The sequence below is a fragment of the Geosporobacter subterraneus DSM 17957 genome, assembly GCF_900142145.1.
Lineage (GTDB): Bacteria > Bacillota > Clostridia > Peptostreptococcales > Thermotaleaceae > Geosporobacter > Geosporobacter subterraneus.
In genome coordinates this window covers 1-21,328 of record NZ_FQZV01000035.1, presented here as the reverse complement: position 1 = coordinate 21,328, position 21,328 = coordinate 1, and the positions used below count along the sequence as shown (strand labels likewise).

Annotated in this window: 21 protein-coding genes, 1 pseudogene and 1 riboswitch; of the genes and pseudogenes, 14 read left to right on the top strand and 8 right to left on the bottom strand. The window is 43.6% G+C overall.

Annotation, left to right across the window (positions count from 1 at the left end):
* Positions 1-27 precede the first annotated feature (27 nt).
* From purC to purD, 6 genes are read left to right on the top strand one after another with little or no spacing between them, the layout of a single operon-like run.
* Positions 28-726 (top strand): phosphoribosylaminoimidazolesuccinocarboxamide synthase, encoded by a 699-nt coding sequence (gene purC, locus BUB56_RS12865; protein WP_110941717.1) that lies wholly within the window; start codon positions 28-30, stop codon positions 724-726.
* A 21-nt stretch (positions 727-747) separates the two neighbouring features.
* The gene (gene purF, locus BUB56_RS12860) at positions 748-2,163 is read left to right on the top strand and encodes an amidophosphoribosyltransferase (RefSeq protein WP_110941716.1); all 1,416 of its coding nucleotides are present in this window, start codon (positions 748-750) and stop codon (positions 2,161-2,163) included.
* A gap of 11 nt (positions 2,164-2,174) precedes the next feature.
* Positions 2,175-3,218 (top strand): phosphoribosylformylglycinamidine cyclo-ligase, encoded by a 1,044-nt coding sequence (gene purM, locus BUB56_RS12855; RefSeq protein WP_110941715.1) that lies wholly within the window; start codon positions 2,175-2,177, stop codon positions 3,216-3,218.
* Positions 3,206-3,874: a phosphoribosylglycinamide formyltransferase gene (gene purN / locus BUB56_RS12850; RefSeq protein WP_207650444.1), complete on the top strand. Its 669-nt coding sequence runs from the start codon at positions 3,206-3,208 to the stop codon at positions 3,872-3,874. Before purM ends, purN begins: the two co-directional genes overlap by 13 nt.
* Positions 3,840-5,381 (top strand): bifunctional phosphoribosylaminoimidazolecarboxamide formyltransferase/IMP cyclohydrolase, encoded by a 1,542-nt coding sequence (gene purH / locus BUB56_RS12845; RefSeq protein WP_110941714.1) that lies wholly within the window; start codon positions 3,840-3,842, stop codon positions 5,379-5,381. Before purN ends, purH begins: the two co-directional genes overlap by 35 nt.
* A gap of 15 nt (positions 5,382-5,396) precedes the next feature.
* Positions 5,397-6,656: a phosphoribosylamine--glycine ligase gene (purD, locus tag BUB56_RS12840; protein ID WP_110941713.1), complete on the top strand. Its 1,260-nt coding sequence runs from the start codon at positions 5,397-5,399 to the stop codon at positions 6,654-6,656.
* A 38-nt stretch (positions 6,657-6,694) separates the two neighbouring features.
* Here purD and BUB56_RS12835 read toward each other — a convergent pair whose 3' ends face one another.
* Both BUB56_RS12835 and BUB56_RS12830 read right to left on the bottom strand, forming a co-directional pair.
* Complete coding sequence (locus BUB56_RS12835) at positions 6,695-7,627, bottom strand: EamA family transporter (protein WP_110941712.1); 933 nt, start codon at positions 7,625-7,627, stop codon at positions 6,695-6,697.
* Position 7,628: 1 nt separating this feature from the next.
* Entirely contained in the window at positions 7,629-8,099 is a 471-nt protein-coding gene (locus BUB56_RS12830; RefSeq protein WP_110941711.1) for an Lrp/AsnC family transcriptional regulator, read from the bottom strand.
* Between the two features lie 256 nt (positions 8,100-8,355).
* On the opposite strand from BUB56_RS12830, the gene BUB56_RS12825 reads away from it, so the two are divergent.
* The 6 genes and pseudogenes from BUB56_RS12825 (at position 8,356) to BUB56_RS12800 (ending at position 15,026) form a co-directional block, all read left to right on the top strand.
* Positions 8,356-9,282, top strand: coding sequence for a Gfo/Idh/MocA family protein (locus BUB56_RS12825; RefSeq protein WP_110941710.1), 927 nt, complete (start codon positions 8,356-8,358; stop codon positions 9,280-9,282).
* A 441-nt stretch (positions 9,283-9,723) separates the two neighbouring features.
* Positions 9,724-9,924: pseudogene (locus tag BUB56_RS12820) on the top strand (hypothetical protein); the annotation flags it as partial.
* A 268-nt stretch (positions 9,925-10,192) separates the two neighbouring features.
* Positions 10,193-11,392 carry a M20 metallopeptidase family protein gene (locus BUB56_RS12815; protein ID WP_110941709.1) on the top strand — a complete coding sequence of 400 codons (1,200 nt, stop codon included), beginning with the start codon at positions 10,193-10,195 and terminating at the stop codon, positions 11,390-11,392.
* 133 nt (positions 11,393-11,525) lie between these two features.
* Positions 11,526-11,861, top strand: a complete 336-nt coding sequence (locus tag BUB56_RS12810) for a DUF3870 domain-containing protein (protein ID WP_110941708.1) — start codon at positions 11,526-11,528, stop codon at positions 11,859-11,861.
* A gap of 201 nt (positions 11,862-12,062) precedes the next feature.
* A complete protein-coding gene (locus tag BUB56_RS12805; RefSeq protein ID WP_110941707.1) occupies positions 12,063-13,691 on the top strand; it encodes a peptide ABC transporter substrate-binding protein in 1,629 nt (542 codons plus the stop codon).
* A gap of 246 nt (positions 13,692-13,937) precedes the next feature.
* Positions 13,938-15,026, top strand: coding sequence for a mandelate racemase/muconate lactonizing enzyme family protein (locus BUB56_RS12800; protein ID WP_110941706.1), 1,089 nt, complete (start codon positions 13,938-13,940; stop codon positions 15,024-15,026).
* Between the two features lie 159 nt (positions 15,027-15,185).
* Here BUB56_RS12800 and BUB56_RS12795 read toward each other — a convergent pair whose 3' ends face one another.
* From BUB56_RS12795 to BUB56_RS12780, 4 genes are all read right to left on the bottom strand, one after another.
* Positions 15,186-15,440: a hypothetical protein gene (locus BUB56_RS12795; protein WP_110941705.1), complete on the bottom strand. Its 255-nt coding sequence runs from the start codon at positions 15,438-15,440 to the stop codon at positions 15,186-15,188.
* 82 nt (positions 15,441-15,522) lie between these two features.
* Positions 15,523-16,344, bottom strand: coding sequence for a MetQ/NlpA family ABC transporter substrate-binding protein (locus tag BUB56_RS12790; RefSeq protein WP_110941704.1), 822 nt, complete (start codon positions 16,342-16,344; stop codon positions 15,523-15,525).
* Between the two features lie 11 nt (positions 16,345-16,355).
* A complete protein-coding gene (locus BUB56_RS12785) occupies positions 16,356-17,015 on the bottom strand; it encodes a methionine ABC transporter permease (protein WP_110941703.1) in 660 nt (219 codons plus the stop codon).
* Positions 17,008-18,003 carry a methionine ABC transporter ATP-binding protein gene (locus BUB56_RS12780; RefSeq protein WP_110941702.1) on the bottom strand — a complete coding sequence of 332 codons (996 nt, stop codon included), beginning with the start codon at positions 18,001-18,003 and terminating at the stop codon, positions 17,008-17,010. The genes BUB56_RS12785 and BUB56_RS12780 overlap by 8 nt, the downstream gene beginning before the upstream one ends.
* 152 nt (positions 18,004-18,155) lie before the next feature.
* Positions 18,156-18,259, bottom strand: a riboswitch (SAM riboswitch).
* Positions 18,260-18,372: 113 nt separating this feature from the next.
* On the opposite strand from BUB56_RS12780, the gene BUB56_RS12775 reads away from it, so the two are divergent.
* Positions 18,373-18,723 carry a YerC/YecD family TrpR-related protein gene (locus BUB56_RS12775; RefSeq protein ID WP_330392640.1) on the top strand — a complete coding sequence of 117 codons (351 nt, stop codon included), beginning with the start codon at positions 18,373-18,375 and terminating at the stop codon, positions 18,721-18,723.
* A gap of 248 nt (positions 18,724-18,971) precedes the next feature.
* Entirely contained in the window at positions 18,972-20,246 is a 1,275-nt protein-coding gene (locus BUB56_RS12770) for a dihydroorotase (protein ID WP_110941701.1), read from the top strand.
* A gap of 135 nt (positions 20,247-20,381) precedes the next feature.
* Here BUB56_RS12770 and BUB56_RS12765 read toward each other — a convergent pair whose 3' ends face one another.
* Both BUB56_RS12765 and BUB56_RS20405 read right to left on the bottom strand, forming a co-directional pair.
* Positions 20,382-20,588 carry a polysaccharide deacetylase family protein gene (locus BUB56_RS12765; protein WP_110941700.1) on the bottom strand — a complete coding sequence of 69 codons (207 nt, stop codon included), beginning with the start codon at positions 20,586-20,588 and terminating at the stop codon, positions 20,382-20,384.
* A 230-nt stretch (positions 20,589-20,818) separates the two neighbouring features.
* On the bottom strand, positions 20,819-21,049 hold the full coding sequence (locus tag BUB56_RS20405; RefSeq protein ID WP_408606961.1) for a helix-turn-helix domain-containing protein: 231 nt from the start codon (positions 21,047-21,049) through the stop codon (positions 20,819-20,821).
* Positions 21,050-21,328: the final 279 nt, after the last annotated feature.

Sequence of the window (21,328 nt, the reverse complement as noted above, 5' to 3'; positions counted from 1 at the left end):
AAAATAAGAAGTGAGGAGGAAAGCAAAATGAATAAGCTGGAAATGCTGTATGAGGGAAAAGCAAAGAAGGTATACAAAACAGAAGATGAAAAGAAGTACATTGTTTCTTATAAGGATGATGCCACGGCTTTCAACGGTGTGAAAAAAGGCACTATCGCTGAGAAGGGTATCGTAAACAATAAAATGTCCGCCTTGCTGTTTAGGCTGTTGGAGGAGAAGGGGATACCTACCCATTTTGAAAAGCTGCTGAATGACAGAGAGATGCTGGTGAAGGCTGTGAAGATACTGCCCTTGGAAGTAATCGTAAGAAACGTAGCAGCCGGTTCCCTTGCAAAAAGATTGGGCCTTGAGGAAGGTACTATACTCAAAAATACGGTTTTAGAGTTCTGTTATAAGAATGATGAGCTGGGTGATCCTATGGTCAATGAGGACCATATTCTGGCTGTAGAGCTATCTACAAAGGAGCAGCTGGAAACCGTCAGACAATACGCATTAAAGGTGAATGAGATATTGGTGCCCTTCTTCTTAGACAGAGGGCTGAAGCTGATTGACTTCAAATTGGAATTTGGCCTCTATGAAGGAGCAGTAATCCTAGCCGATGAGATTTCTCCAGATACCTGTAGATTATGGGATGAAGCTACCAATAAGAAGATGGACAAGGATCGCTTCAGAAGGGATTTAGGGGATGTAGAGCAAACCTATCAAGAGGTTTTGGCGAGATTGTAAAGGATTAGACTGGAGGATGTCATGTACAATACTATAAATCTGGATAAATTAAAAGAAGAGTGCGGCGTCATTGGAATCTACGGGCCAGGAGAACAACAACTGTCCCGAATGGCATATTTTGGTCTCCATGCCCTGCAGCATCGGGGACAGGAAAGCGCAGGGATTGCAGTAAATCAGGGGGGGCAAATTACCTATTATAAGGAAATGGGCTTGGTCCAGGAGGTCTTCTCCGATGACATCATTGAAAGACTGCAGGGAGATATTGCAGTAGGGCATGTACGGTACTCCACCACAGGAGAAAGCTATGTGATCAATGCCCAGCCTTTGGTGGTGCGCTATAAGGGAGGCAGTATCGCCCTTGCCCACAATGGAAATCTCATCAATGCCGGAGAGATCCGGGATGAACTGGAGGATCAAGGGGTTATTTTTCAGACCTCTATCGACAGTGAAGTGATTGCAAACCTCATTGCCAGATACAATGCCTTTGGCATCGAAAAGGCCATTCAAAAGACCATGGGACAAATAAGAGGTTCCTATGCTTTGGTGATCAGCTATGGGGATAAGTTAATTGGTGTGCGGGATCCCAATGGATTAAGACCTTTATGTATCGGAAAGATAGATGGAGGATATGTGCTGTCTTCAGAAAGCTGTGCTTTTAATGTGTTAGGTGCTGAATTTATACGGGATGTGGCAGCGGGGGAAATGGTCATCATTGAAGGGGGTCAAATCAGGAGTATACAATATTCAAATGAACAAAAGAAAGCCCTATGCTCCTTTGAATTTGTATATTTTGCAAGGCCCGACAGTGTTTTAGATGGACAAAGTGTGTATATCAGCCGCCGCAATGCAGGAAAAATGCTGGCAAAGGAACACCCTGCAGAAGCAGATCTGGTAATTGCAGTACCGGATTCCGGTACAGTAGCTGCCATTGGATATGCAGAGGAATCTAAAATTCCCTTTGGGGAAGGATTGATTAAGAATCGCTACGTGGGAAGAACCTTTATCCAACCGGATCAGAAAATGCGGGAACTGAGTGTACGGTTAAAGCTCAATGTATTGAAAGAGAACATTAAGGGAAAACGAATCGTGCTGATTGATGATTCCATCGTTCGGGGAACCACCAGCGGGCGCATTGTAGAGATGCTAAAGGCTGCAGGGGCAGCAGAGGTACACCTGAGGGTTTGCTCTCCTCCTGTTAAGTTTTCCTGTTATTTTGGCATTGATACGCCAACAAGAAAAAACCTTGTGGGCGCTACCCACTCCATAGAGGAAATAAGAAAGATGGTAGGCGCCGACAGTTTAGGATACCTGAGCATTGAAGGATTATTGGAATCTATCCATGAATCAGGAGAGGGACTTTGCAGTGCCTGCTTCAGTGGTGATTATCCTATGGAAGTACCGAAATCAGGCAATAAATATCTATTTGAAAAGAGATAGAGGTGATCAGGATGGAGAATAAAGGGCTAACCTATCGAGACGCGGGAGTAGATGTGGATGAAGGGGCAAGGGCTGTAGAATTGATGAAACAGCATGTGAAAAAGACCTTTACAAAAAATGTACTCTGTGGACTTGGCGGATTTGGAGGTTTATTTGAGCTGGACTTAACAGGAATCCAGCGACCGGTGCTGGTATCTGGAACCGATGGGGTTGGAACGAAGCTAAAGATCGCATTTCTAGCAGATAAGCACGATACGGTGGGGCAAGACTGTGTAGCTATGTGTGTCAATGACATCCTTTGCCAGGGCGCAAAGCCTTTATACTTCTTGGACTATCTGGCTACAGGGAAGCTAAAGCCGGAAAAAGCCGCCGATATCGTGAAAGGAATCGCCGACGGCTGCCAGCTGGCCGGATGTGCGCTGATCGGTGGAGAAACTGCAGAAATGCCAGGCATTTATGAGGATGGAGAGTATGATATGGCTGGCTTTGCTGTAGGGATCGTAGATAAGGATAAAATTATCGACGGCAGCAAAATCTCAGCAGGAGATCTGTTGATTGGACTGCCTTCCAGCGGCATTCACAGCAACGGCTATTCCTTGGTAAGAAAGCTCTTTTTCGATAAAATGGGATTAAGCATCAAGGACTATGTTGAAGCCCTGGATGCTACCCTTGGAGAAGCACTGCTGACACCTACCCGTATTTATGTGGATATCTGTACGAAAATCTTAGAAGGATTTTCAGTGGCAGGAATGGTACACATTACGGGGGGAGGCTTTTATGAAAATATCCCAAGAATTATTCCCGAAGGCTTAGGGGTAGAGATTCATTTGGAAAGCTGGCCGGTACTGCCGATTTTCACATTGATGCAGCAGTGGGGCAGCATTGAAAGAGATGAGATGTTTAAAACCTTCAATATGGGTATCGGGATGATTCTGGTAGTAAAACCGGAAGATAGAGAAGGTCTCATGCAATATTTAAGGGATATTGGGGAAGAAGCCTATGTAATTGGGGAAGTCATACCCAACAGCACCGGGGTGAGATTATGTCAAAAATAAGAATTGCAGTTTTGGTTTCTGGGGGCGGAACCAATCTGCAGGCAGTGATTGATCAGATAGAGAGGGGAAATATACCCGCAGTAATTGAAATGGTCATATCTAACAGAAAAGATGCCTATGCATTAGAGCGAGCGAGACGCCATGGCATAGAAAGCATCTATATAGGCAGCAAGAACTTTCCGAATTTGAAAGAGAGAAATTATAGATTAGAGAAAATTCTTGAAGAGAGAAAGATTGATTTGATTATTTTAGCAGGCTATATGCAGATTCTGGAGGGTCATATCATCGAAAAATATCGCAATCGGATTATCAACATTCATCCATCCCTAATCCCCAGCTTTTGCGGGCAGGGCTTTTACGGTGAGTATGTGCACCGGGCCGTATTGGAATATGGTGTAAAGCTGACGGGAGCTACGGTACATTTTGTAGATGAAGGGGCTGACACCGGGCCTGTGATTTTGCAGAAGGCTGTAGAAGTACAGGAGGAGGATACGGTTGAGAGTCTTGCAAAACGGGTACTGACCTTAGAACATGAACTGCTGCCTTTGGCAGTGAAACTCTTTGCAGAGGGCAGATTGATGGTAGAGGGCAGAAAAGTAAGAATTAAAGGAGGTTATTCCATTGGTGAAACGGGCTTTAATCAGTGTATCCGATAAAAGCGGGATTGTAAATTTTGCAAAAAAGCTGCAGGAAATGGGCGTAGAGATTTTATCTACAGGAGGAACGGCAAAAATGCTGACAGAAAACGGCATTCCTGTAGTATCAGTTTCTGATGTGACAGGCTTTCCGGAGTGTTTGGACGGTAGAGTGAAGACACTTCATCCCGCTATCCATGGGGGTTTGTTGGCTGTACGGGATAAGGAGGAGCATATGGCACAACTGGAGAAATTGAATATCAGCCCTATTGATCTGGTAGTCATCAATCTCTATCCTTTCAGGGAAACCATTGCAAAGGAAGGGGTGTCCTTAGAGGAGGCTATTGAGAATATTGACATCGGCGGGCCTACTATGCTCCGGGCAGCAGCTAAAAACTATCAGGATGTAGCAGTGGTGATTCACCCGAAGGATTATGATCAGGTACTGGCAGAGCTGGAGCAGGACGGAGAAGTATCCAGGGATACCAAATATCGGTTAGCCTTAAAGGTATTTGAGCATACTGCCCACTATGATGCATTGATTGCCCAATATTTGAGAGAACAAATACAGGGAGTACTGCCGGAGGTATTGACCCTTACTTATGAAAAAGCACAGGACCTGCGCTATGGAGAGAATCCCCACCAGCAGGCAGTTTTTTATAAGGAGTTTGGAAAAAATACAGGCTCCTTGGTCAACGCAGAACAGCTTCATGGGAAAGAGCTGTCCTTTAATAATATCAATGATGCCAATGGCGCCTTGGAGCTTTTAAAGGAATATACTGAGCCTACGGTGGTAGCTGTAAAGCATACCAACGCCTGCGGGGTAGGCAGCGGTTATGATTTGTTTGATGCCTATCATAAGGCTTATGCCTGCGACCCTACTTCTATTTTTGGGGGGATTGTGGCGGTAAATCGTAAGGTGGACAGAAAAACGGCAGAGGAAATGAATAAGATTTTTCTGGAGATTATTATTGCACCGGATTTTGAGGAAGATGCCTTAAAGGTTCTTATGGAGAAGAAGAATGTGAGACTTATGAAGCTGCCTGAAATTCAAAGCAAGCAATCCTCAAATGCCTTTGATATGAAAAAAATAAATGGAGGCTTGTTGATTCAGGAGCTAGATGCTCCCCTTTGCAATGATGATGAAATGAAGGTTGTAACCCAGCGAATCCCTACCAAAAAAGAAATGGAGGATATGCTCTTCGCCTGGAAGGTGGTCAAGCATATTAAATCCAACGGTATTGTAATCGCCAAGGACCTTCAGACAGTAGGCATTGGACCGGGACAGGTGAATCGGATCTGGGCTGTGGAAAATGCCATCAGACAGGCAAATCTTCCGGTTAAGGGAAGTGTATTAGCCTCTGACGCCTTCTTTCCTTTCGCTGATTGTGTAGAAGCCGCGGCAAAAGCAGGGATTACGGCCATTATTCAGCCGGGAGGCTCCTTAAAGGATGAGGCTTCTATCGAAATGGCCAATCAGTACGGTATTGCCATGATTTTTACAGGTATGCGGCATTTCAAGCATTAGGAAGGAGGTTGCGGGATGAAGGTTTTGGTAGTTGGCAGTGGCGGAAGAGAGCATGCATTGGTATGGAAGCTGAAGCATAGCCCTAAAGTAGAAAAGATTTATTGTGCTCCCGGAAATGCTGGGATTGGAAATGCGGCAGAACTGGTCAATATTCCTGTTGAGGCAGTTGAGGAATTATGCTCTTTTGCAAAGGAAAAAAATATTGATCTAACCATTGTTGGACCGGAGGTGCCTTTGGTAGCAGGGATTGTGGATGTGTTTCATAGAGAGGGATTGAAGATTTTCGGGCCCAATAAGCAGTGCGCCCAGCTGGAGGGCAGTAAAGCCTTTGCCAAGGACTTCATGGAACGTCATCAGATTCCCACTGCCCGATATAGAGAATATACAGATTTAAGGGAGGCAAAAAATGCCTTAGGAATTTACGGGTATCCCATGGTTATTAAGGCAGACGGACTGGCTGCCGGAAAAGGTGTGGTGATTGCTCAGGATGAAAAGGAAGCGGCAGAGGCTTTAGAACAGATGATGGCAGAGAAAAAGTTTGGTACAGCCGGTGATAAAGTAGTGATTGAGGAGTTTTTGCAAGGAATCGAGACCTCTATCCTATGCTTCGTAGATGGCAAAAGTATTGTACCTATGGTAAGTGCCCAGGATTATAAACGAATCTATGACGAGGATCAGGGACCCAACACAGGAGGAATGGGAACCTATTCTCCAAGCTATATCTATGAGGAGAAACTGGAAGCTGCGGTGGCAGAAAGGATTTTAGCACCGGTTATCAGGGGCTTGAAGGCCGATGGACTGGACTTTAAAGGGGTGCTCTTTATCGGCTTGATGATTACAGCGGAAGGTCCCCGGGTTCTGGAATTTAACACCCGCTTTGGGGATCCGGAGACCCAGGTGATTCTTACCCGATTGGAAACAGATTTGGTGGATATCCTAGAGAGCATCCTGGAAGAAAGATTGGCAGATCAGGAAATTCGCTGGTCTGACAGAAAAACTGTATGTGTGGTTATTGCGGCAGGTGGATATCCTGAAAGCTATGAAAAGGGCAGGATTATTCAAGGCTTGATGGAGCAGAATGAAGAGACCGTCGTATTTCATGCCGGTACCAAGAGGGTAGGAGAAGATATCCTCACAAATGGCGGGCGGGTATTAGGCGTGACTGCCTGGGGAGATACGGTAGAGGAAGCTAGAAGGAAGGTTTATCAAAGAGTGGAGAAAATCAGCTTTGAAAATATGCAGTATCGTAAGGATATCGGGAAATTGATAAGGTAACAGTAAAGCCCCAAAGGTGCAGCTTCGGGGCTTTACTGTTAGGATTTTTGTTTCTGTGGAGCAGTTTTTATTCCTAGATCGGCTGTCTTGCTTGTCTGAACAATAAAGACGCTGCCTAATATAACGACGGCAGAGAGCAGGATCGAGGGAGAAACCGACTCTCCTAATACTACGGCACCCAGCAGTATGGCCACCACGGGATTTACATAGGCATAGGTACCGGCCCTGGAAGCGGGCCATTTCTGGAGTACATATATATAGCAGCTGTAGGCGATGACGGAGCCGAAGAAGATAAGATAGAGCATAGCACCAATGCCCTTGGGAGATAGATGGACCTGTGAAAGCTCTCCGACAGCAATACCAATACTGCAAAGGGCGACACCGGCAGCCAGCATCTGGATCCCAATGTGGGAAAAGGTAGAACCGGAAGCTGTAAAGCTCTTTGAATATACAGAACCGGAGGCCCAAAAGAAGGCACCGGCCAGCAGCATAGCAGCTCCGGGTATATTGATGGCTTCTGTAGCAGCGTTTGAAAACACCAGCAGCGCCACGCCGCTGAAGCCCGTTAACAGGCCTAGCCATCCTTTTAGGCTGAGACTGTTTCTTTTCAATGCTGCGGTTTCAAGCAGGGCCATAAAGAGGGGGACGGTGGCTACCATAAGAGAAGCCATGGCGGAATGAACCCATTTTTCTGCCCATACCACCAGCCCATTGCCGCCTAGTAATAGCAATAATCCAACTACTGCAATTTTTTTATATTCCTCGAAATAGACCGGAAAGTCCATTCCTTTTATTTTAGCAAACAATAGGACCAGAAGGCCCGCTGTAAAAAACCGAAGACCGGCGAAGAGGGCGGGAGGAAAATCACTCACTCCGATTCGAATGGCCAGGTAGGTAGAACCCCATAATATGCAAACGGCTATAAAGGCCAATATAACCTTTATATGATCTTTGCTGCGCTGATCTTTCATGCTATATGCCTCCTTTTTTGCTTTCATAGCAATCCTCATTCTCCATAAGGGTAGACAGAATAAAAGTGGTAGACGTCTCTCGAATACCCTGGAGCTTGCAAATTTCGTCAATTAAGACAGTGATATCATCAGGCGTATGGGCTCTTACCTTTATAACGGCACACCATTCTCCTGCAAGTCTGTAGAAATCCTCAATAATCGCATTAGGTATTTGAATCTTCATAATCTGCTCTGCGATCCGTCCAAATCCGTGGGGGTGAAATTTGATGAAGATGAGGACTTTTATCTGGTAGCCCAGGTCCTTCCAATGAATTTGCGCTGTATATCCTCGAATGATGCCGCGATCCTCCAGTTTGCTGATTCTCTGATGAATGGCCGGCCTGGATATATGGAGGATTTTGCTGATTTCCTCGTGGGTGATCCGCCCTCTTTCCTTGAGCAATTCTAGAATTTTCTTATCAATGGCATCCATAGGATTCCTCCTCCTTACGATTCTTAATTCTATTCTATTCTATTGCAACAATAAGTAAATATAAAACGATAAACAAATACGAAAAGAAATATATTATCGGGTATTAAGGAAATTCTCCCCAAAAAAGGAAGGAGATAATCCGGCATAGCATTACGAAAAGTAATTTAAAAAGTAGGTAAATATGGAAGGGAAAAGAGATGAATTTCAAGAATAGCAAATAGAATATAAGACAATAGCTTAAGGGGAGTTGAAAGGGATGAGAGTTGGTATTATTGGTTTGGGAGATATCGCCAGGAAAGCCTATTTGCCTATTCTAATGAACCGTGGGGATATTACGCCTGTGTTGTGTACAAGAAACGAAAAGGTTTTAGAAGAAATCAGCCGAAAATACCGGGCTCCGGAGTCGATTCAGAGGATTGAAGATTTAATAGACAGGAATATAGATGCAGCCTTTATTCATGCAGCTACAGAATCCCATGGGGAGATTGCAGAAGAACTGTTGAGACAGGGGATCCATGTCTATGTGGACAAACCGATAGCCTATCACTATGAAGATGCCCAAAGGATCGTAGAATTGGCAGAAGAAAAGAATCGTGTACTGATGGTGGGCTTTAACCGGAGATTTGCTCCCATGATATCACAGCTGAAAGCCCAGGGACAGGCCAATCTAATCCTGATTCAAAAAAACAGACTGTATTTGCCAGATCAAATCCGTCGATTTATTTTTGATGACTTTGTACATGTGGTGGATACGCTCCGGTTTTTGCTGCCTGGCGAGGTCGAAGAAGTTCAGATCCAGGGGAGAGCAGAGGACGATCAGCTTTACCATGTGGTACTGACCCTGTCAGGTAAGGGTTATACAGCTATAGGGATGATGAACCGGGATAACGGAGCGGCCGAGGAAGTAGTAGAATATATGCATCCGGGAAATAAATGGGTGATCCGTGATTTAAACCAAGGTGTGCGTTATCACCAGGGAGATGAAATTCATTTTAAATTTGGGGATTGGGATTCGGTGCTATACCGCCGGGGGTTTTATCAGATTATTGATCATTTTTTGCAATCGGTTAAGGGAGGCACTGCAAGTTCAATAAGTCCGAGGGATGCCTTGAAAACCCATGAGCTTTGCGAGAGGATTGTTGCAAAATTGGAGGATGTTCAAGCTTTTCAAAATCCGTTATAATGGAATCAACGGGTGAAGTTGAAAGAATTGTGCGGCAAGTAGAAAAATATATAGAAAATAAAGACACAGACTTGCTCTCTAGTGTTTTATATTTTGGCGCTGTTATACTATGATGGTGATTTTGTTCATAAGGCAACTGCGGGTGGACAGAGTCCTCCACCCCTATCCTTGTCACAATCTATGCCTAAAATATATGATATCCACACAAAACTTTAACAAAGCCTATATTTTCTATTCGTTAAATATTAACAATGAAAATGAATAAGACGTGTATGAAGAACTATAGTGCAGAGGAGGGAAAGATGTGCTAAGAACAGTTAAGGAAAAGGACATGGAATTGTATGAGATCCTTTAGGAGGAGTTTGGACGGCAAAGAACAGGAATTGAGATGATTGCTTCAGAGAGTTATGTACCCATACAGATTCTGGAACTGCAGGAGTATATCCTAACCCAGTCCCCTATGCAGATTTTGTTGCTTCCACCACCACCAAGACCTTAGCCGGTGCAAGGGGCGGTTTTATACTATGTAAGGAAAAGTACGGATCAGCCATGGATAAAGCTACCTTCCCGGGAGCCCAAGGGTCCATGCATCGTGAAAAGTTCCCCCTGTACCCCGGATATTTTGAAGGAAATAAAATATAGCCTCGCTGCTTTATCTTATCATTTGTATTTATCCGATACAAAGTCAGGATGAAATCCAGCATAGATAGAGAAACCCTATCTATGCTTTTATTTTTTGGAAGAATCAAGTTCTTTTTAAAGCTGTCATCCTGAGCAAAGCGAAGGATTCTTTTGGTCTAAACTCCTCTATAAGATCCTTCACTGCGTTCAGGATGACAATATAAGATATATCTATATAACAAAAACCCTTTCATAAAGTAAAGTAACAATTAAGGAGTGATTATATAAAATGGATAAGAAAATACTTTTCGAGAAAATTGAAGCTCTATATCCTTGGTTGGTAGAAGTGCGGAGAGACTTTCACCGGCATCCTGAGCTGGGCATGGAGGAATATAGAACCAGAGACCAGATTGTCAAATATCTAAAGGAAATGGGAGTAGAAACCAAAGCAGACATTGCCAAAACGGGAGTTGTGGGATTGATCCGGGGAGGAAGCCCGGGCAGGACCATCGCACTGCGGGCAGATATGGATGCACTCCCCATGCAGGATGAAAAAAATGCACCTTATAAATCAACTGTAGATGGAAAGATGCATTCCTGCGGCCATGATGCCCATATGACCATACTGCTGGGTACAGCCAAGATATTAAGCGGGATAAGGAATCAGCTCAAGGGAAATGTAAAGCTGCTGTTTCAACCGGCGGAAGAAACTGTGGGGGGAGCGAAACCAATGATCGAAGAGGGAGTATTGGAAAACCCTCCCGTGGATGGCGTACTGGGTCTTCATGTATCCACTGAGGATCCTACAGGTACCATCGGGGTCCGCTATGGGCAGATGAATGCGGCATCTGATGGGATCAAAATCATCCTCCATGGAGAGAGTACCCATGGGGCCTACCCCCACTCCGGTGTAGATGCCATTGCTATGGCCGGGCAGGTCATTACGGCGCTGCAGACTGTTGTAAGCCGAAATGTAGACCCAAGGGATTCGGCAGTGGTAACCCTTGGTACGATTCAGGGAGGAACGAAACAAAACATCATATCCAACCGGGTTGAGATGACGGGAACCGTCAGAACCTTAGATCCTAAGACCCGCAGTAAAGTCATTGATCGTGTGGAGAAAATTGTCCTGCAGATTGCCGCTGCCATGGGAGGAAAAGGAGAGGTGCTGCGTGAAGAAGGCTACACTGCCCTAATCAATGATGATGAAATGGTCCATCTTGTCCGGGATACAGGAAAGGAACTGCTGGGAGAAGACAATGTACTGGAAGTAAAGCATGCAACCTTAGGGGTAGAAGATTTTGCTTATTTTGCAGCGGCTGTTCCCGGAGCTTTTTTTAAGCTGGGCTGCCGTAATGAAGAGAAAGGCAGCATCTATGATGGTCATACAACCCTTTTCGATATTGATGAAGAAGCCCTTAAAGTGGGTGTAGCCATGCAGGTGAGCAATGTATTGAGATTTTTAAAGCAGGGGCTTGCGAATAAATAGATGAAAAATTACAAGACAAGGTTTTCCCATAATATGAAAATTCAAATAAAAGCAGGATTTTTATATTCTGTGGCGAATAATAATACAATAGAATAAGCAGAGAATAATTTTCGCACCAGGAGGAAAAAAAGGCATGGAACCCTACGAAAAAAATACAATATATGTAGTAGGAGATGCAAAGACTGCTGTAAACAATCCCATTACACTTCAATTCAATGCGTATTTTATTGCCTTCGTGATTGATGCAGAACATGAAGTGATTGTTGATGCAGGGGCTTCCACAACCTTAGAAGTGACCAATCAATTCGTTCGTTCCCTATTCACTGGTTATTCAATGAAATTGGGAGCAGAACCAATGATCGAGGAAATTAACCGGCGATATCATGGGTCTTCCCAAAAGGCAATGATCGTTGCATGGAAGGATGCTTTTAAAAAGTATCAGCAAATTAAAAGTCCCGATGGTATCTAAACTATGGATTAAGGCTGCTTTGTTTTTTTACTTGTACGGATACATACAAGATCAAAAACAAAATCCAGCATAGAGTTCTCAACTTATGGGAATTCTATGCTGTTTTTTATTTAGAATAAAAGTATGTGCTGCTGATCAAGGGTGTTGGAGCAATTTAGCTCAGCCGATAGATAATATTTATAAGTTATGGGAGGGGAAATCATGGTGAAAAAAAGTATAGCACTCTTACTTGTGGCAGCGCTTGTGCTGACTGGGTTGGCAGGATGTGGTCCGAAGCAGCCGGCAGCAGAGGAGACGCCTGCTGCAGAGCCGATGGTACTGCGGTATAATCTCGGTGACGATGTAAAGACATTAGACCCGCAGCTCAACAGCGTAATCAACGCCGGTATTGTACAGGTCAATACCTTTGAAGGCTTGATGCGGCTGGATAAGAATGACAAGGCGATACCAGGGATGGCAGAAAAATACGAGATTTCTGAAGATGGTTTAACTTATACATTCCATCTAAGAGATGCCCAATGGTCTGACGGACAGCCGGTAAAAGCACAGGATTTCGAATATGCGTGGAAGAGAGCATTAGATCCAAATACAGCTTCTGAATATGCTTTTCAGCTCTATTATCTGAAAAACGGACAGAAGGCAAATGAAGGCTTAGTAAACATCGAAGAAGTAGGGGTAAAGGCGAAGGATGATAAAACATTAGAGGTTACATTAGAGTCACCTACACCTTATTTCCTTGAACTAACTGCATTCTTTACCTTATTCCCTGTTAGAAAGGATATGGTTGAAAAAGACCCGGATACCTGGTCCATGAAGCCAGAAACATTTATAGGGAACGGCCCCTTTAAGATGGAAAGCTACACAATGGGAGACCGAATCATATTGGTGAAGAATGAAAACTATTATGATAAGGACAGGGTAAAGCTGGATAAGATTGAAATGCTTATGGTTAACGAGGCTTCTACTGCCTTGACGGCTTACGAATCTGGAGATATAGATTACGTAGACGATGTTCCGACGCAGGAGATCGAAAGACTAAAAGCATCAGAGCCGGGCTTTGTAGTAGCCCCATCACTTGCTACCTATTTCTATGCATTCCAAACACAAAAGGCGCCGGTTAACGACGTAAGAGTAAGAAAAGCATTGGCATTGGCGATCGATAGAAAAGCTATTACAGAGAAGATCCTTCGGGGCGGAGAAATGGCGGCTACAGGATTTGTGCCTCCAGGACTTTATGATGCAGAAGGCAAAGATTTTAGATCTGTAGGCGGCGATTATGGTATTGATCCAAATACTGCAAAAATTGAAGAGGCGAAGGCATTATTGGCAGAAGCAGGCTATCCCGATGGAAAGGGCTTCCCGGAACTGGAAGTAATGTACAATACCAGTGAAACCCATAAGGCTATCGCTGAAGCTATTCAAGAAATGTGGAAAAAGAACCTAGGTATTAACGTAAGACTTGCAAACCAAGAGTGGGCTGTATTCCAGCAAACAAGAACAGAAGGAAACTTTGTTGTAGCGAGATCCAGCTGGTTTGGAGACTATGCTGATCCAATGACATTCTTAGATCTGTGGACTTCCTATTCCGGTAAGAATAATGCGAAGTGGAAGAATGAAACCTTTGATAAGCTGATCGAAGATGCAAAGAATACTTCCGGACAAGAACGCTTCAAGCTGCTTTATGATGCAGAAAAAACAATGATGGAAGATATGATCCTAATGCCGATTTACTACTATGTAGATATTGCATTAATCAAGGACTACGTGAAAAATACAAGAAAGTCTATTCTTGGCTATATCTACTTTGACGAAGCATATATAGAAAAATAATAAAATCTTTCAAAGACTTAACATTTAAAATAGAACATGATATAATATGAAGTGGAAATGTGATAAGCACAAATCCTTTTAAGCTGGCAACCAATAATTATAGACTTGCTGCTTTGTCTTTGTACTTATATCCTAACCGATATGAGCTTTGAGATGAAACCCAGCATAGGCATTGTATAAGAATGTCTGTGTTGGGTTTTTTGTTTTTGCAGCAAGCCGTGTGCCGGGAAGGGAAAGGGGATTAGAATGAGAATCCAAAGCATTGAATTGAAGCATGTAAGTATTCCGTTGAAAAAACCTTTTAAAACGGCTTTGAGAACTGTGCTGTCAGCAGAGGATACCATCCTGCTGATTCATACCGATGACGGGCAAACGGGCTATGGGGAAGCTCCGCCAACAGCGGTCATCACAGGGGATACCAACGGATCTGTTCAGGGTGCAGTTCAAGAAAGCATAGGGAATGCTTTAATTGGGGAAGAGATTGAGAATATTGAGAGAATCATGGACAAACTGGATAAATCGATTGTACGAAATTCCAGTGCCAGAGCGGCTGTAGATATGGCTGTTTACGATTTGCTCGGAAAACGATATCAAACGCCGGTGTATAAATTGTTAGGGGGATACAGAGATCGGATAGAATCGGATATTACACTGAGCATTAACGAACCGGAGGAAATGAGAGAAGATGCACTGCAGGCCATTGCTCAGGGATTTACTGCCATCAAGATAAAGGTAGGCTGCGACATACAGAAAGATATCCAAAGAGTAAAGGCCGTACGGGAAGCAATCGGTTACAACATTAAAATCCGGTTGGATGCAAATCAAGGCTGGCAGCCGAAGGAGGCGGTAAGGGGAATCCGAAAGCTGGAGGATGCCGGCGTAGAAATGGAACTGGTAGAACAGCCGGTAAAGGCTTGGGATTTAGAGGGACTGAAGTTTGTCACGGATCATGTGGAGACGCTGATTATGGCAGATGAAAGCATGTTTAGTCCTTATGACGCCTTTAAGATTCTAAGTATGCGGGCAGCTGATCTGATCAATATTAAGCTGATGAAATGCGGGGGTATTCATCAGGCTTTAAAAATCGTGGCTATTGCCGAGGCCTGCGGGGTAGAATGTATGCTGGGAAGCATGGTTGAGAGCAAAGTGGCTGTTACAGCGGCAGCCCATCTGGCAGGGGCCAAGAAGAATATTACGAGATTTGATTTAGACACCATATATCTGTTAGGAGAAAATCCGGTGATCGGCGGTGTAGAAACCCAGGGCCCCGTATTGGTACTGCCAAAGGGACCAGGGTTAGGTATCGAAGAGGTAAAGGGATTAACGGATATATAATGTGGATTTCATGTTATATGTTGACCAATAAAAGTTTTTTCCGTATTCTTAAGCGTGCATGCCTTACTTGTTAGCCGTTAGCGGTTAGCCTTATTAGGGAGGGTTCTTAGGAAAAAAGAGTTACCCCGTACTAGTTTCGAGACTGGTACGGGGTTTTGGTTATTGCAGCTTTGTACTCTTCTTGCTTTCGGGACTGGCCGGTATCCCTTCTATGCCTAGGGCTTCTGTATATTCTGTAGTGTCTTCATAAAATCGAAAGGTATTGATACAATCCACATCCCGCTGCATACTTTCCGGCATGAGATAGGCATTCTGGGTTTTTTCAATAATTGGATAATCCTTGGTGTTATAGGTGCTGTCGATTAGATTTTGTGCTTCATTGGCACCGAAGTTTAGTCTTTTGTTTTCTTCCATACGATCATCTCCTTACGAATTTGAAACCATATTATAGTATCCCAAATTGAAGGGGCATCTATGTGAAGAATGTACACCCTTTTTAAAATGCAGGGACAACAGCGCCTTTGTATTGGTCTTGAATAAATTGCTTGACCGCTTCAGATTGGAGCACCTCTACCAGCTTTAGAATCTGTTCATCATTCTTGTTATCGGGTCTAACGGTAACAATATTGGCATAAGGGGACTCACTGCCTTCGATGATCAGTGCATCTACAGATGGGTTCAGCTTTGCTTCCAATGCATAGTTGGTATTGATGACTGCAGCATCTACATCCTCTAAGGTTCTTGGCAGCTGGGCGGCATCAATGGCCTTAAATTTAAGATTTTTTGGATTCTCCGCAATATCCTTTTCCGTAGCTTCTAAGCCGGCATCGGCTTTCAGCTTAATGAGTCCTTCTGTATCCAATAGAATCAATGCTCTGCCTCCATTGGTAGGATCATTGGGAATAGCAATGATCGCGCCATCTGTCAGCCCTTCAAGACTGTTGATTTTTTTAGAATACAATCCCAGCGGTTCTACGTGAACCTTACCGGCACTGACAAATTCCATTTTCTGTTCTCTGCCGAAGGCCTCCATGTATGGTACGTGCTGGAAGAAATTGGCGTCTAGTTCTTTGCTGTTTAAAGCCAGATTGGGATTCACATAGTCGGTAAACTCAACGATTTCTAATTTGACTCCTTGCTTTTCTAATTCAGGTTTAATAAAGTTTAAGATTTCTGCATGGGGTACAGGTGTGGCACCGACCTTTAATACAGGTGTAGTATCAGCAGCATCAGTGGCTGCAGGAGCTTTTGTACAGCCGGTAAACAACAGGGCTGCGGTTACTACTAATAATAGTGCTGTGGATAAAACTTTTTTCATTTGTATTCCTCCTACTTTTTATTAATATTTTTTGCAATTCTATTTCCAGCAGTCTGAATAAACTGCACAAGGATGATGAGTACTACAACCGTTGCAAGCATTACATCGGTTTGGAAGCGGTGATATCCATACCGAACCGCTAAGTCTCCCAATCCGCCGCCGCCTACTACCCCGGCCATGGCAGAAAAGCTGATGATATTAATCAAGGTTATGGTAATTCCTAACACCAGGGAAGACATTGCCTCAGGAATCAATACCCTTAGGATGATCTGCATAGGCGTTGCCCCCATGGCAATGGCTGCTTCCACAACGCCCCAGTCCACTTCCCGAAGGGCACTTTCCACAATCCGGGCAAAGAAAGGGGTGGCGGCCACCACCAAGGGCACGATGGCTGCAGTTGTACCGATGGAGGTGCCCACAATCATTCTGGTGAAGGGGATAATAAAAATCATCAGAATAATAAAGGGCAAAGAACGCATGGTATTGATGGCATAAGACAGTATATTATTCAAAAACGGATTGGGTAAAATATGATCCTGATTGGTGATGACCAGTATGACACCCAAGGGGAGCCCAAATAGGATGGTAAAAAGGATAGAGGCAAACACCATATATAAGGTTTCAAACAAAGAGGGTGTCAGCAATGCAACTAATTCACTAAAGCTATTCATTTTTCAGCACCTCCACCTTTACATGATTTTTCTCCAGATAGTCTACAATATCAATAAGCTGATGACCGTCTACCGCTGCTTCTATGATTAATTTTCCAATCGGTTTTTCCTGAATATACTCAATGGTACCTGAGAGAATGTTGATTTCTACGTCAAAGTCCTTGATGATCCTGGAGATAATCGGTTCTCCCGCACTGCCTTCAGTGAAAGAGAGACTGAGAATCTTACCATTCATCAAATGGGTGGGCAGCTGGTGAATCTGCTCTACAAAATGCTTTGTAGCCTCGGTTCCAGGTTTGGAGAAAATATCGATGGTGTCTCCCATTTCTACGACCATTCCACCCTCCAGAATAGCGACTCGATTACAAATTTCTTTAATGACTTCCATCTCGTGGGTAATGATGACAATGGTTAGTCCCATGGTACGATTGATGCTTTTTAATAGAGATAGAATCTGCTTTGTAGTCTTTGGATCCAGTGCAGAGGTTGCCTCGTCGCAAAGCAGTACATCCGGCGCAGAGGCTAAGGCTCGGGCGATTCCCACCCTTTGTTTTTGTCCGCCGCTCAGCTGGCTTGGGTAGACTTGTGCTTTTTCAGACAGTTCTACTAAGGACAGCAGTTCATTGACCCGATCCCGAATTACCTGTTCTGGGGTGTTAGTCAATCGCAGGGGAAAGGCAATGTTTTCAAAAACAGTTTTGCTATGAAGCAGATTAAAATTTTGAAAAATCATGCCAATTTTTTTTCTTGTGGCTCTAAGCTCTGCATCCTTTAGGGTAACAAGGTTGACATCATTCACCCAAATGTCACCCTCGGAAGGCTCTTCAATGCGGTTAATGCAACGAATGAGAGAAGATTTTCCTGCACCGCTGAGTCCGATAATACCGAAGATATCACCCCGCTCTACCCTTAAGTTGATATCCCGGAGAGCAGTTACCTCGTTTCTGCCTTTTTTATAAACTTTTGTCAGGTTTTCAATACGAATCATAATTTCACTCCTTTATCACGGTATGTGTTTATAACTGCATAGAACTAAAAGGTGTGTCACGCAAAACATCAGCCCATGAAACCCTAAGGAAGGGATTTGGGCAAATAAAAAGCCTCTTTCACAGGGAAAGAGGCATAGCAATCTATGCACATCTCTCATCTGTCAGTACTTATGTACCGCAGGAATTGGCACCGCTGCTTAATAAGCCGGTTGCCGGGTTTCATAGGGCCAGTCCCTCCACCTCTCTGGATAAGAGCATATCCGAGGTATTCAATTGTTTTAATCAATTAATATTGAGTATAAATACTTTTAAGAACAAAGTCAATATATATTTTGTAAATTTTATTATCCATAAAGAGGATATACTAAATGAATATAGAATATAACCAGATAAAAGATAAATTTGAGGTGAGCAGAATGACCTATGAATCAAAGTTGAAAAACCAGTTTACCGATGAACTGTTCGAGGCTATATTGTTACTCAAGGATATAGAAGAATGCTACAGATTTTTTGAGGATATTTGTACTATAAAGGAGATCCAAGCGCTTTCCCAAAGATTAAAGGTAGCAAAACTGCTCCGACAGAATAAGACCTATAATGAAATAGAAGATATTACAGGGGCCAGTACGGCTACCATCAGCCGTATCAATCGTTGTCTTCACTATGGAGCAGACGGATACACCACCATACTGAATCGTTTGGATGAAAAAGAAGAGTAATTTAAAACTTCGGTAGTATAGTTATACAATAACTATATTGCCGAAGTTTTTTATAGATAAACCCCTCTATAAAGAAATATAATCGTAGGGAACAGTCCCTGTGCTGTTCCGAAAAACGGCCAGATACGCAGGTCTGACTTTATGGAATTGCAGCATCGTAGGGAGCGACGCCCTCGTCGTTCCGAGTATTAATCGGGATACTCAATCATAGGCCTATAGGCAAATTAGGATGTAGAAAGGAGATTCATATGACCATACTGATCAAGGGGGGATGGATCGTAGACCCTTCCCAAAAAATAAATGAACCAATGGATATACTGGTTAGTGAAGGCAAAATAGAAAGAATCGAAAAAGATATAGATGTACGAGGCTGTGAAGTATTTGATGCAAGGGGAAAGTATGTGACGCCAGGGTTGATTGACATGCATGTACACTTTCGTGAACCTGGGTTTGAACAGAAGGAAACCATAGAAACCGGAGCTAGGGCAGCAGTTGCCGGAGGATTTAGCACAGCAGTATGTATGCCCAATACCAATCCGGTTATTGATAACCTCAAAACAGCAGCGTTTATAAAAGAAAAAGCATCAAGGGCTGCCTGCAATGTGCTGATGATGGGAAGCATCACAAAAAATCTAGATGGAAAGGAAAAAAGCCCTTATAGAGAGCTGCAGGAAGGTGGAATTGTAGGAATCACAGACGATGGAAAGACGGTGATGAATGCGGGGGTGCTGTATGAAGCAATGGCAGAGGCAGCGGCTTTGAATTTACTGGTAAGCAGTCATTGTGAGGACATCCATTTAGTATATGACCGGTCGATTCATCGGGGTGAGGTTTCAAAACAACTAAACCTTATGGGAATCCCAGCCATAGCGGAAGAAATCATTATCCAAAGAGATTTAATGCTGGCAGAGGCCACAGGAGCCCGGCTCCATATTCAGCATATATCTACAAAAAAAGGCGTGGATTTGGTTCGCCAGGCTAAAAAGAAGGGTATAAAGGTCAGTGCTGAAGCTGCACCCCATCACTTTCTGTTATGGGATGAAGCCGTGCTAAAGCATGGAACGATGGCGAAAATGAGTCCTCCCCTTCGGACAAAGGAGGATGTAGAGGGGATCATTCAGGGGTTACTGGATGGAACCATTGATGTGATTGCCACCGATCATGCCCCACATACGGAAAAGGATAAGGATCAGGACCTGATTTATGCTGCCAATGGGATTATTGGTCTGGAGACCGCATTAGGGATAGCCTTAACGGCATTGGTGCATGAAAGAGGCATGACGCTGACGCAGTTGGTTGAGTGCATGAGCTGCAAGCCTGCTAAGTTGTTGAATATCCCCGGCGGTACTTTGGCAGCGGGAAGCCCTGCGGATATTACAATTATGGATATCCATAGAGAATGGACTGTGGACGAGAAGCAGATGTACTCCAAAGCACGGAATATGCCTTTTCATGGCTTGAAGCTTCAGGGAAAAGCCATCTGCACCATCGTTAAGGGTGTAGTGAAATACACAGAGGCCTAGACGGAGGACTGTCCCAAACTACAATAAAAAAACCCCCTCATAAGATTCCTCTTGCTACAGCGTAAGGGAGTCTATGAGGGGGTTCTTGTCAATATACTTTTTTTTACAGCTTATAAATCTGTCACAGATCTATATTTAACGATAAGCTTGTATATTTAATAATTCATCCACGGTTACAAATTCATACCCCTGCATCTTTAAAGTCTCTATCAGCTCATGAAGTGCTTTTGCCGTGGCAGTGGAGCCTCCAGGGCCGATGTGGAAGAGTAGGATTCCTCCATTTCGCACATCGGGTAGCGTATTGATCAGAATGGCATCCACATCTCGGTCACGCCAATCCATAGAATCCGCTGACCAATGGATTACCTTATAGTCTAGACTTCTTAGATTTTCAACAACTTCATTGAAAAGTGAAAAATAAAAGGCTTATATAGGCCTGTGACTGAGAAGGCTAATATTCAACCTCAAGTTTTACCTAGATTTTGGAAGGACCTCTGTGTCCTCCCGAAAATACAGCGGGCAGACACATGGCCTGCCCCTACCCTCTTGGATGGATAAATAAAGATTCTCAATCACAGATCTATATCCTGTTTTCTAAAAAGGTTTGGGGATTGGCCCGTGTACTTCTTAAATACATAAGAAAAGTATGAGGGATCCTCAAAACCTACCATCGCTGCAATTTCATAGGTCTTGGCGCTGTTGGAGACAAGGAGCTCTTTGGCTTTTTCAATCCGAATTTTCGTAATGGTCTCTGTTAGCGTCGTTCCGGTTTCTTTGCTGAGGATATTGCATAATTCAAAAATTGAAATTGTGGATAAAAATCTGTGAAAAATCCCAAATTGACCCTAAAAAAGGTTAGACAACCCCTATAAAACTAAGTTATCCACAGTTTTTTCAATTTTTATTATGAATGCATCCCTCCCATTTTTACATTGTTAGTTTTATGCTGCATGATTCAATTTCTTATCAGCCTTTACCATCTTAGATGCGATGATGGCAATACAGGTTAAATCCATGAATACTTTCGATTTTTTAATCCCTGAAACTCTAAGATTATTCAGGGCATAATGTTCTTTGCCATC

What these genes read in the sequence shown, in the direction of transcription:
- purC (WP_110941717.1), top strand. Translation starts at nt 28, where the DNA reads ATGAATAAGCTGGAAATGCTGTATGAGGGAAAAGCAAAGAAGGTATAC.
- purF (WP_110941716.1), top strand. Translation starts at nt 748, where the DNA reads ATGTACAATACTATAAATCTGGATAAATTAAAAGAAGAGTGCGGCGTC.
- purM (WP_110941715.1), top strand. Translation starts at nt 2,175, where the DNA reads ATGGAGAATAAAGGGCTAACCTATCGAGACGCGGGAGTAGATGTGGAT.
- purN (WP_207650444.1), top strand. Translation starts at nt 3,206, where the DNA reads ATGTCAAAAATAAGAATTGCAGTTTTGGTTTCTGGGGGCGGAACCAAT.
- purD (WP_110941713.1), top strand. Translation starts at nt 5,397, where the DNA reads ATGAAGGTTTTGGTAGTTGGCAGTGGCGGAAGAGAGCATGCATTGGTA.
- BUB56_RS12835 (WP_110941712.1), bottom strand. Translation starts at nt 7,627, where the DNA reads ATGAAAGATCAGCGCAGCAAAGATCATATAAAGGTTATATTGGCCTTT.
- BUB56_RS12830 (WP_110941711.1), bottom strand. Translation starts at nt 8,099, where the DNA reads ATGGATGCCATTGATAAGAAAATTCTAGAATTGCTCAAGGAAAGAGGG.
- BUB56_RS12825 (WP_110941710.1), top strand. Translation starts at nt 8,356, where the DNA reads ATGAGAGTTGGTATTATTGGTTTGGGAGATATCGCCAGGAAAGCCTAT.
- BUB56_RS12815 (WP_110941709.1), top strand. Translation starts at nt 10,193, where the DNA reads ATGGATAAGAAAATACTTTTCGAGAAAATTGAAGCTCTATATCCTTGG.
- BUB56_RS12810 (WP_110941708.1), top strand. Translation starts at nt 11,526, where the DNA reads ATGGAACCCTACGAAAAAAATACAATATATGTAGTAGGAGATGCAAAG.
- BUB56_RS12805 (WP_110941707.1), top strand. Translation starts at nt 12,063, where the DNA reads ATGGTGAAAAAAAGTATAGCACTCTTACTTGTGGCAGCGCTTGTGCTG.
- BUB56_RS12800 (WP_110941706.1), top strand. Translation starts at nt 13,938, where the DNA reads ATGAGAATCCAAAGCATTGAATTGAAGCATGTAAGTATTCCGTTGAAA.
- BUB56_RS12795 (WP_110941705.1), bottom strand. Translation starts at nt 15,440, where the DNA reads ATGGAAGAAAACAAAAGACTAAACTTCGGTGCCAATGAAGCACAAAAT.
- BUB56_RS12790 (WP_110941704.1), bottom strand. Translation starts at nt 16,344, where the DNA reads ATGAAAAAAGTTTTATCCACAGCACTATTATTAGTAGTAACCGCAGCC.
- BUB56_RS12785 (WP_110941703.1), bottom strand. Translation starts at nt 17,015, where the DNA reads ATGAATAGCTTTAGTGAATTAGTTGCATTGCTGACACCCTCTTTGTTT.
- BUB56_RS12780 (WP_110941702.1), bottom strand. Translation starts at nt 18,003, where the DNA reads ATGATTCGTATTGAAAACCTGACAAAAGTTTATAAAAAAGGCAGAAAC.
- BUB56_RS12775 (WP_330392640.1), top strand. Translation starts at nt 18,373, where the DNA reads ATGAATATAGAATATAACCAGATAAAAGATAAATTTGAGGTGAGCAGA.
- BUB56_RS12770 (WP_110941701.1), top strand. Translation starts at nt 18,972, where the DNA reads ATGACCATACTGATCAAGGGGGGATGGATCGTAGACCCTTCCCAAAAA.
- BUB56_RS12765 (WP_110941700.1), bottom strand. Translation starts at nt 20,588, where the DNA reads ATGGATTGGCGTGACCGAGATGTGGATGCCATTCTGATCAATACGCTA.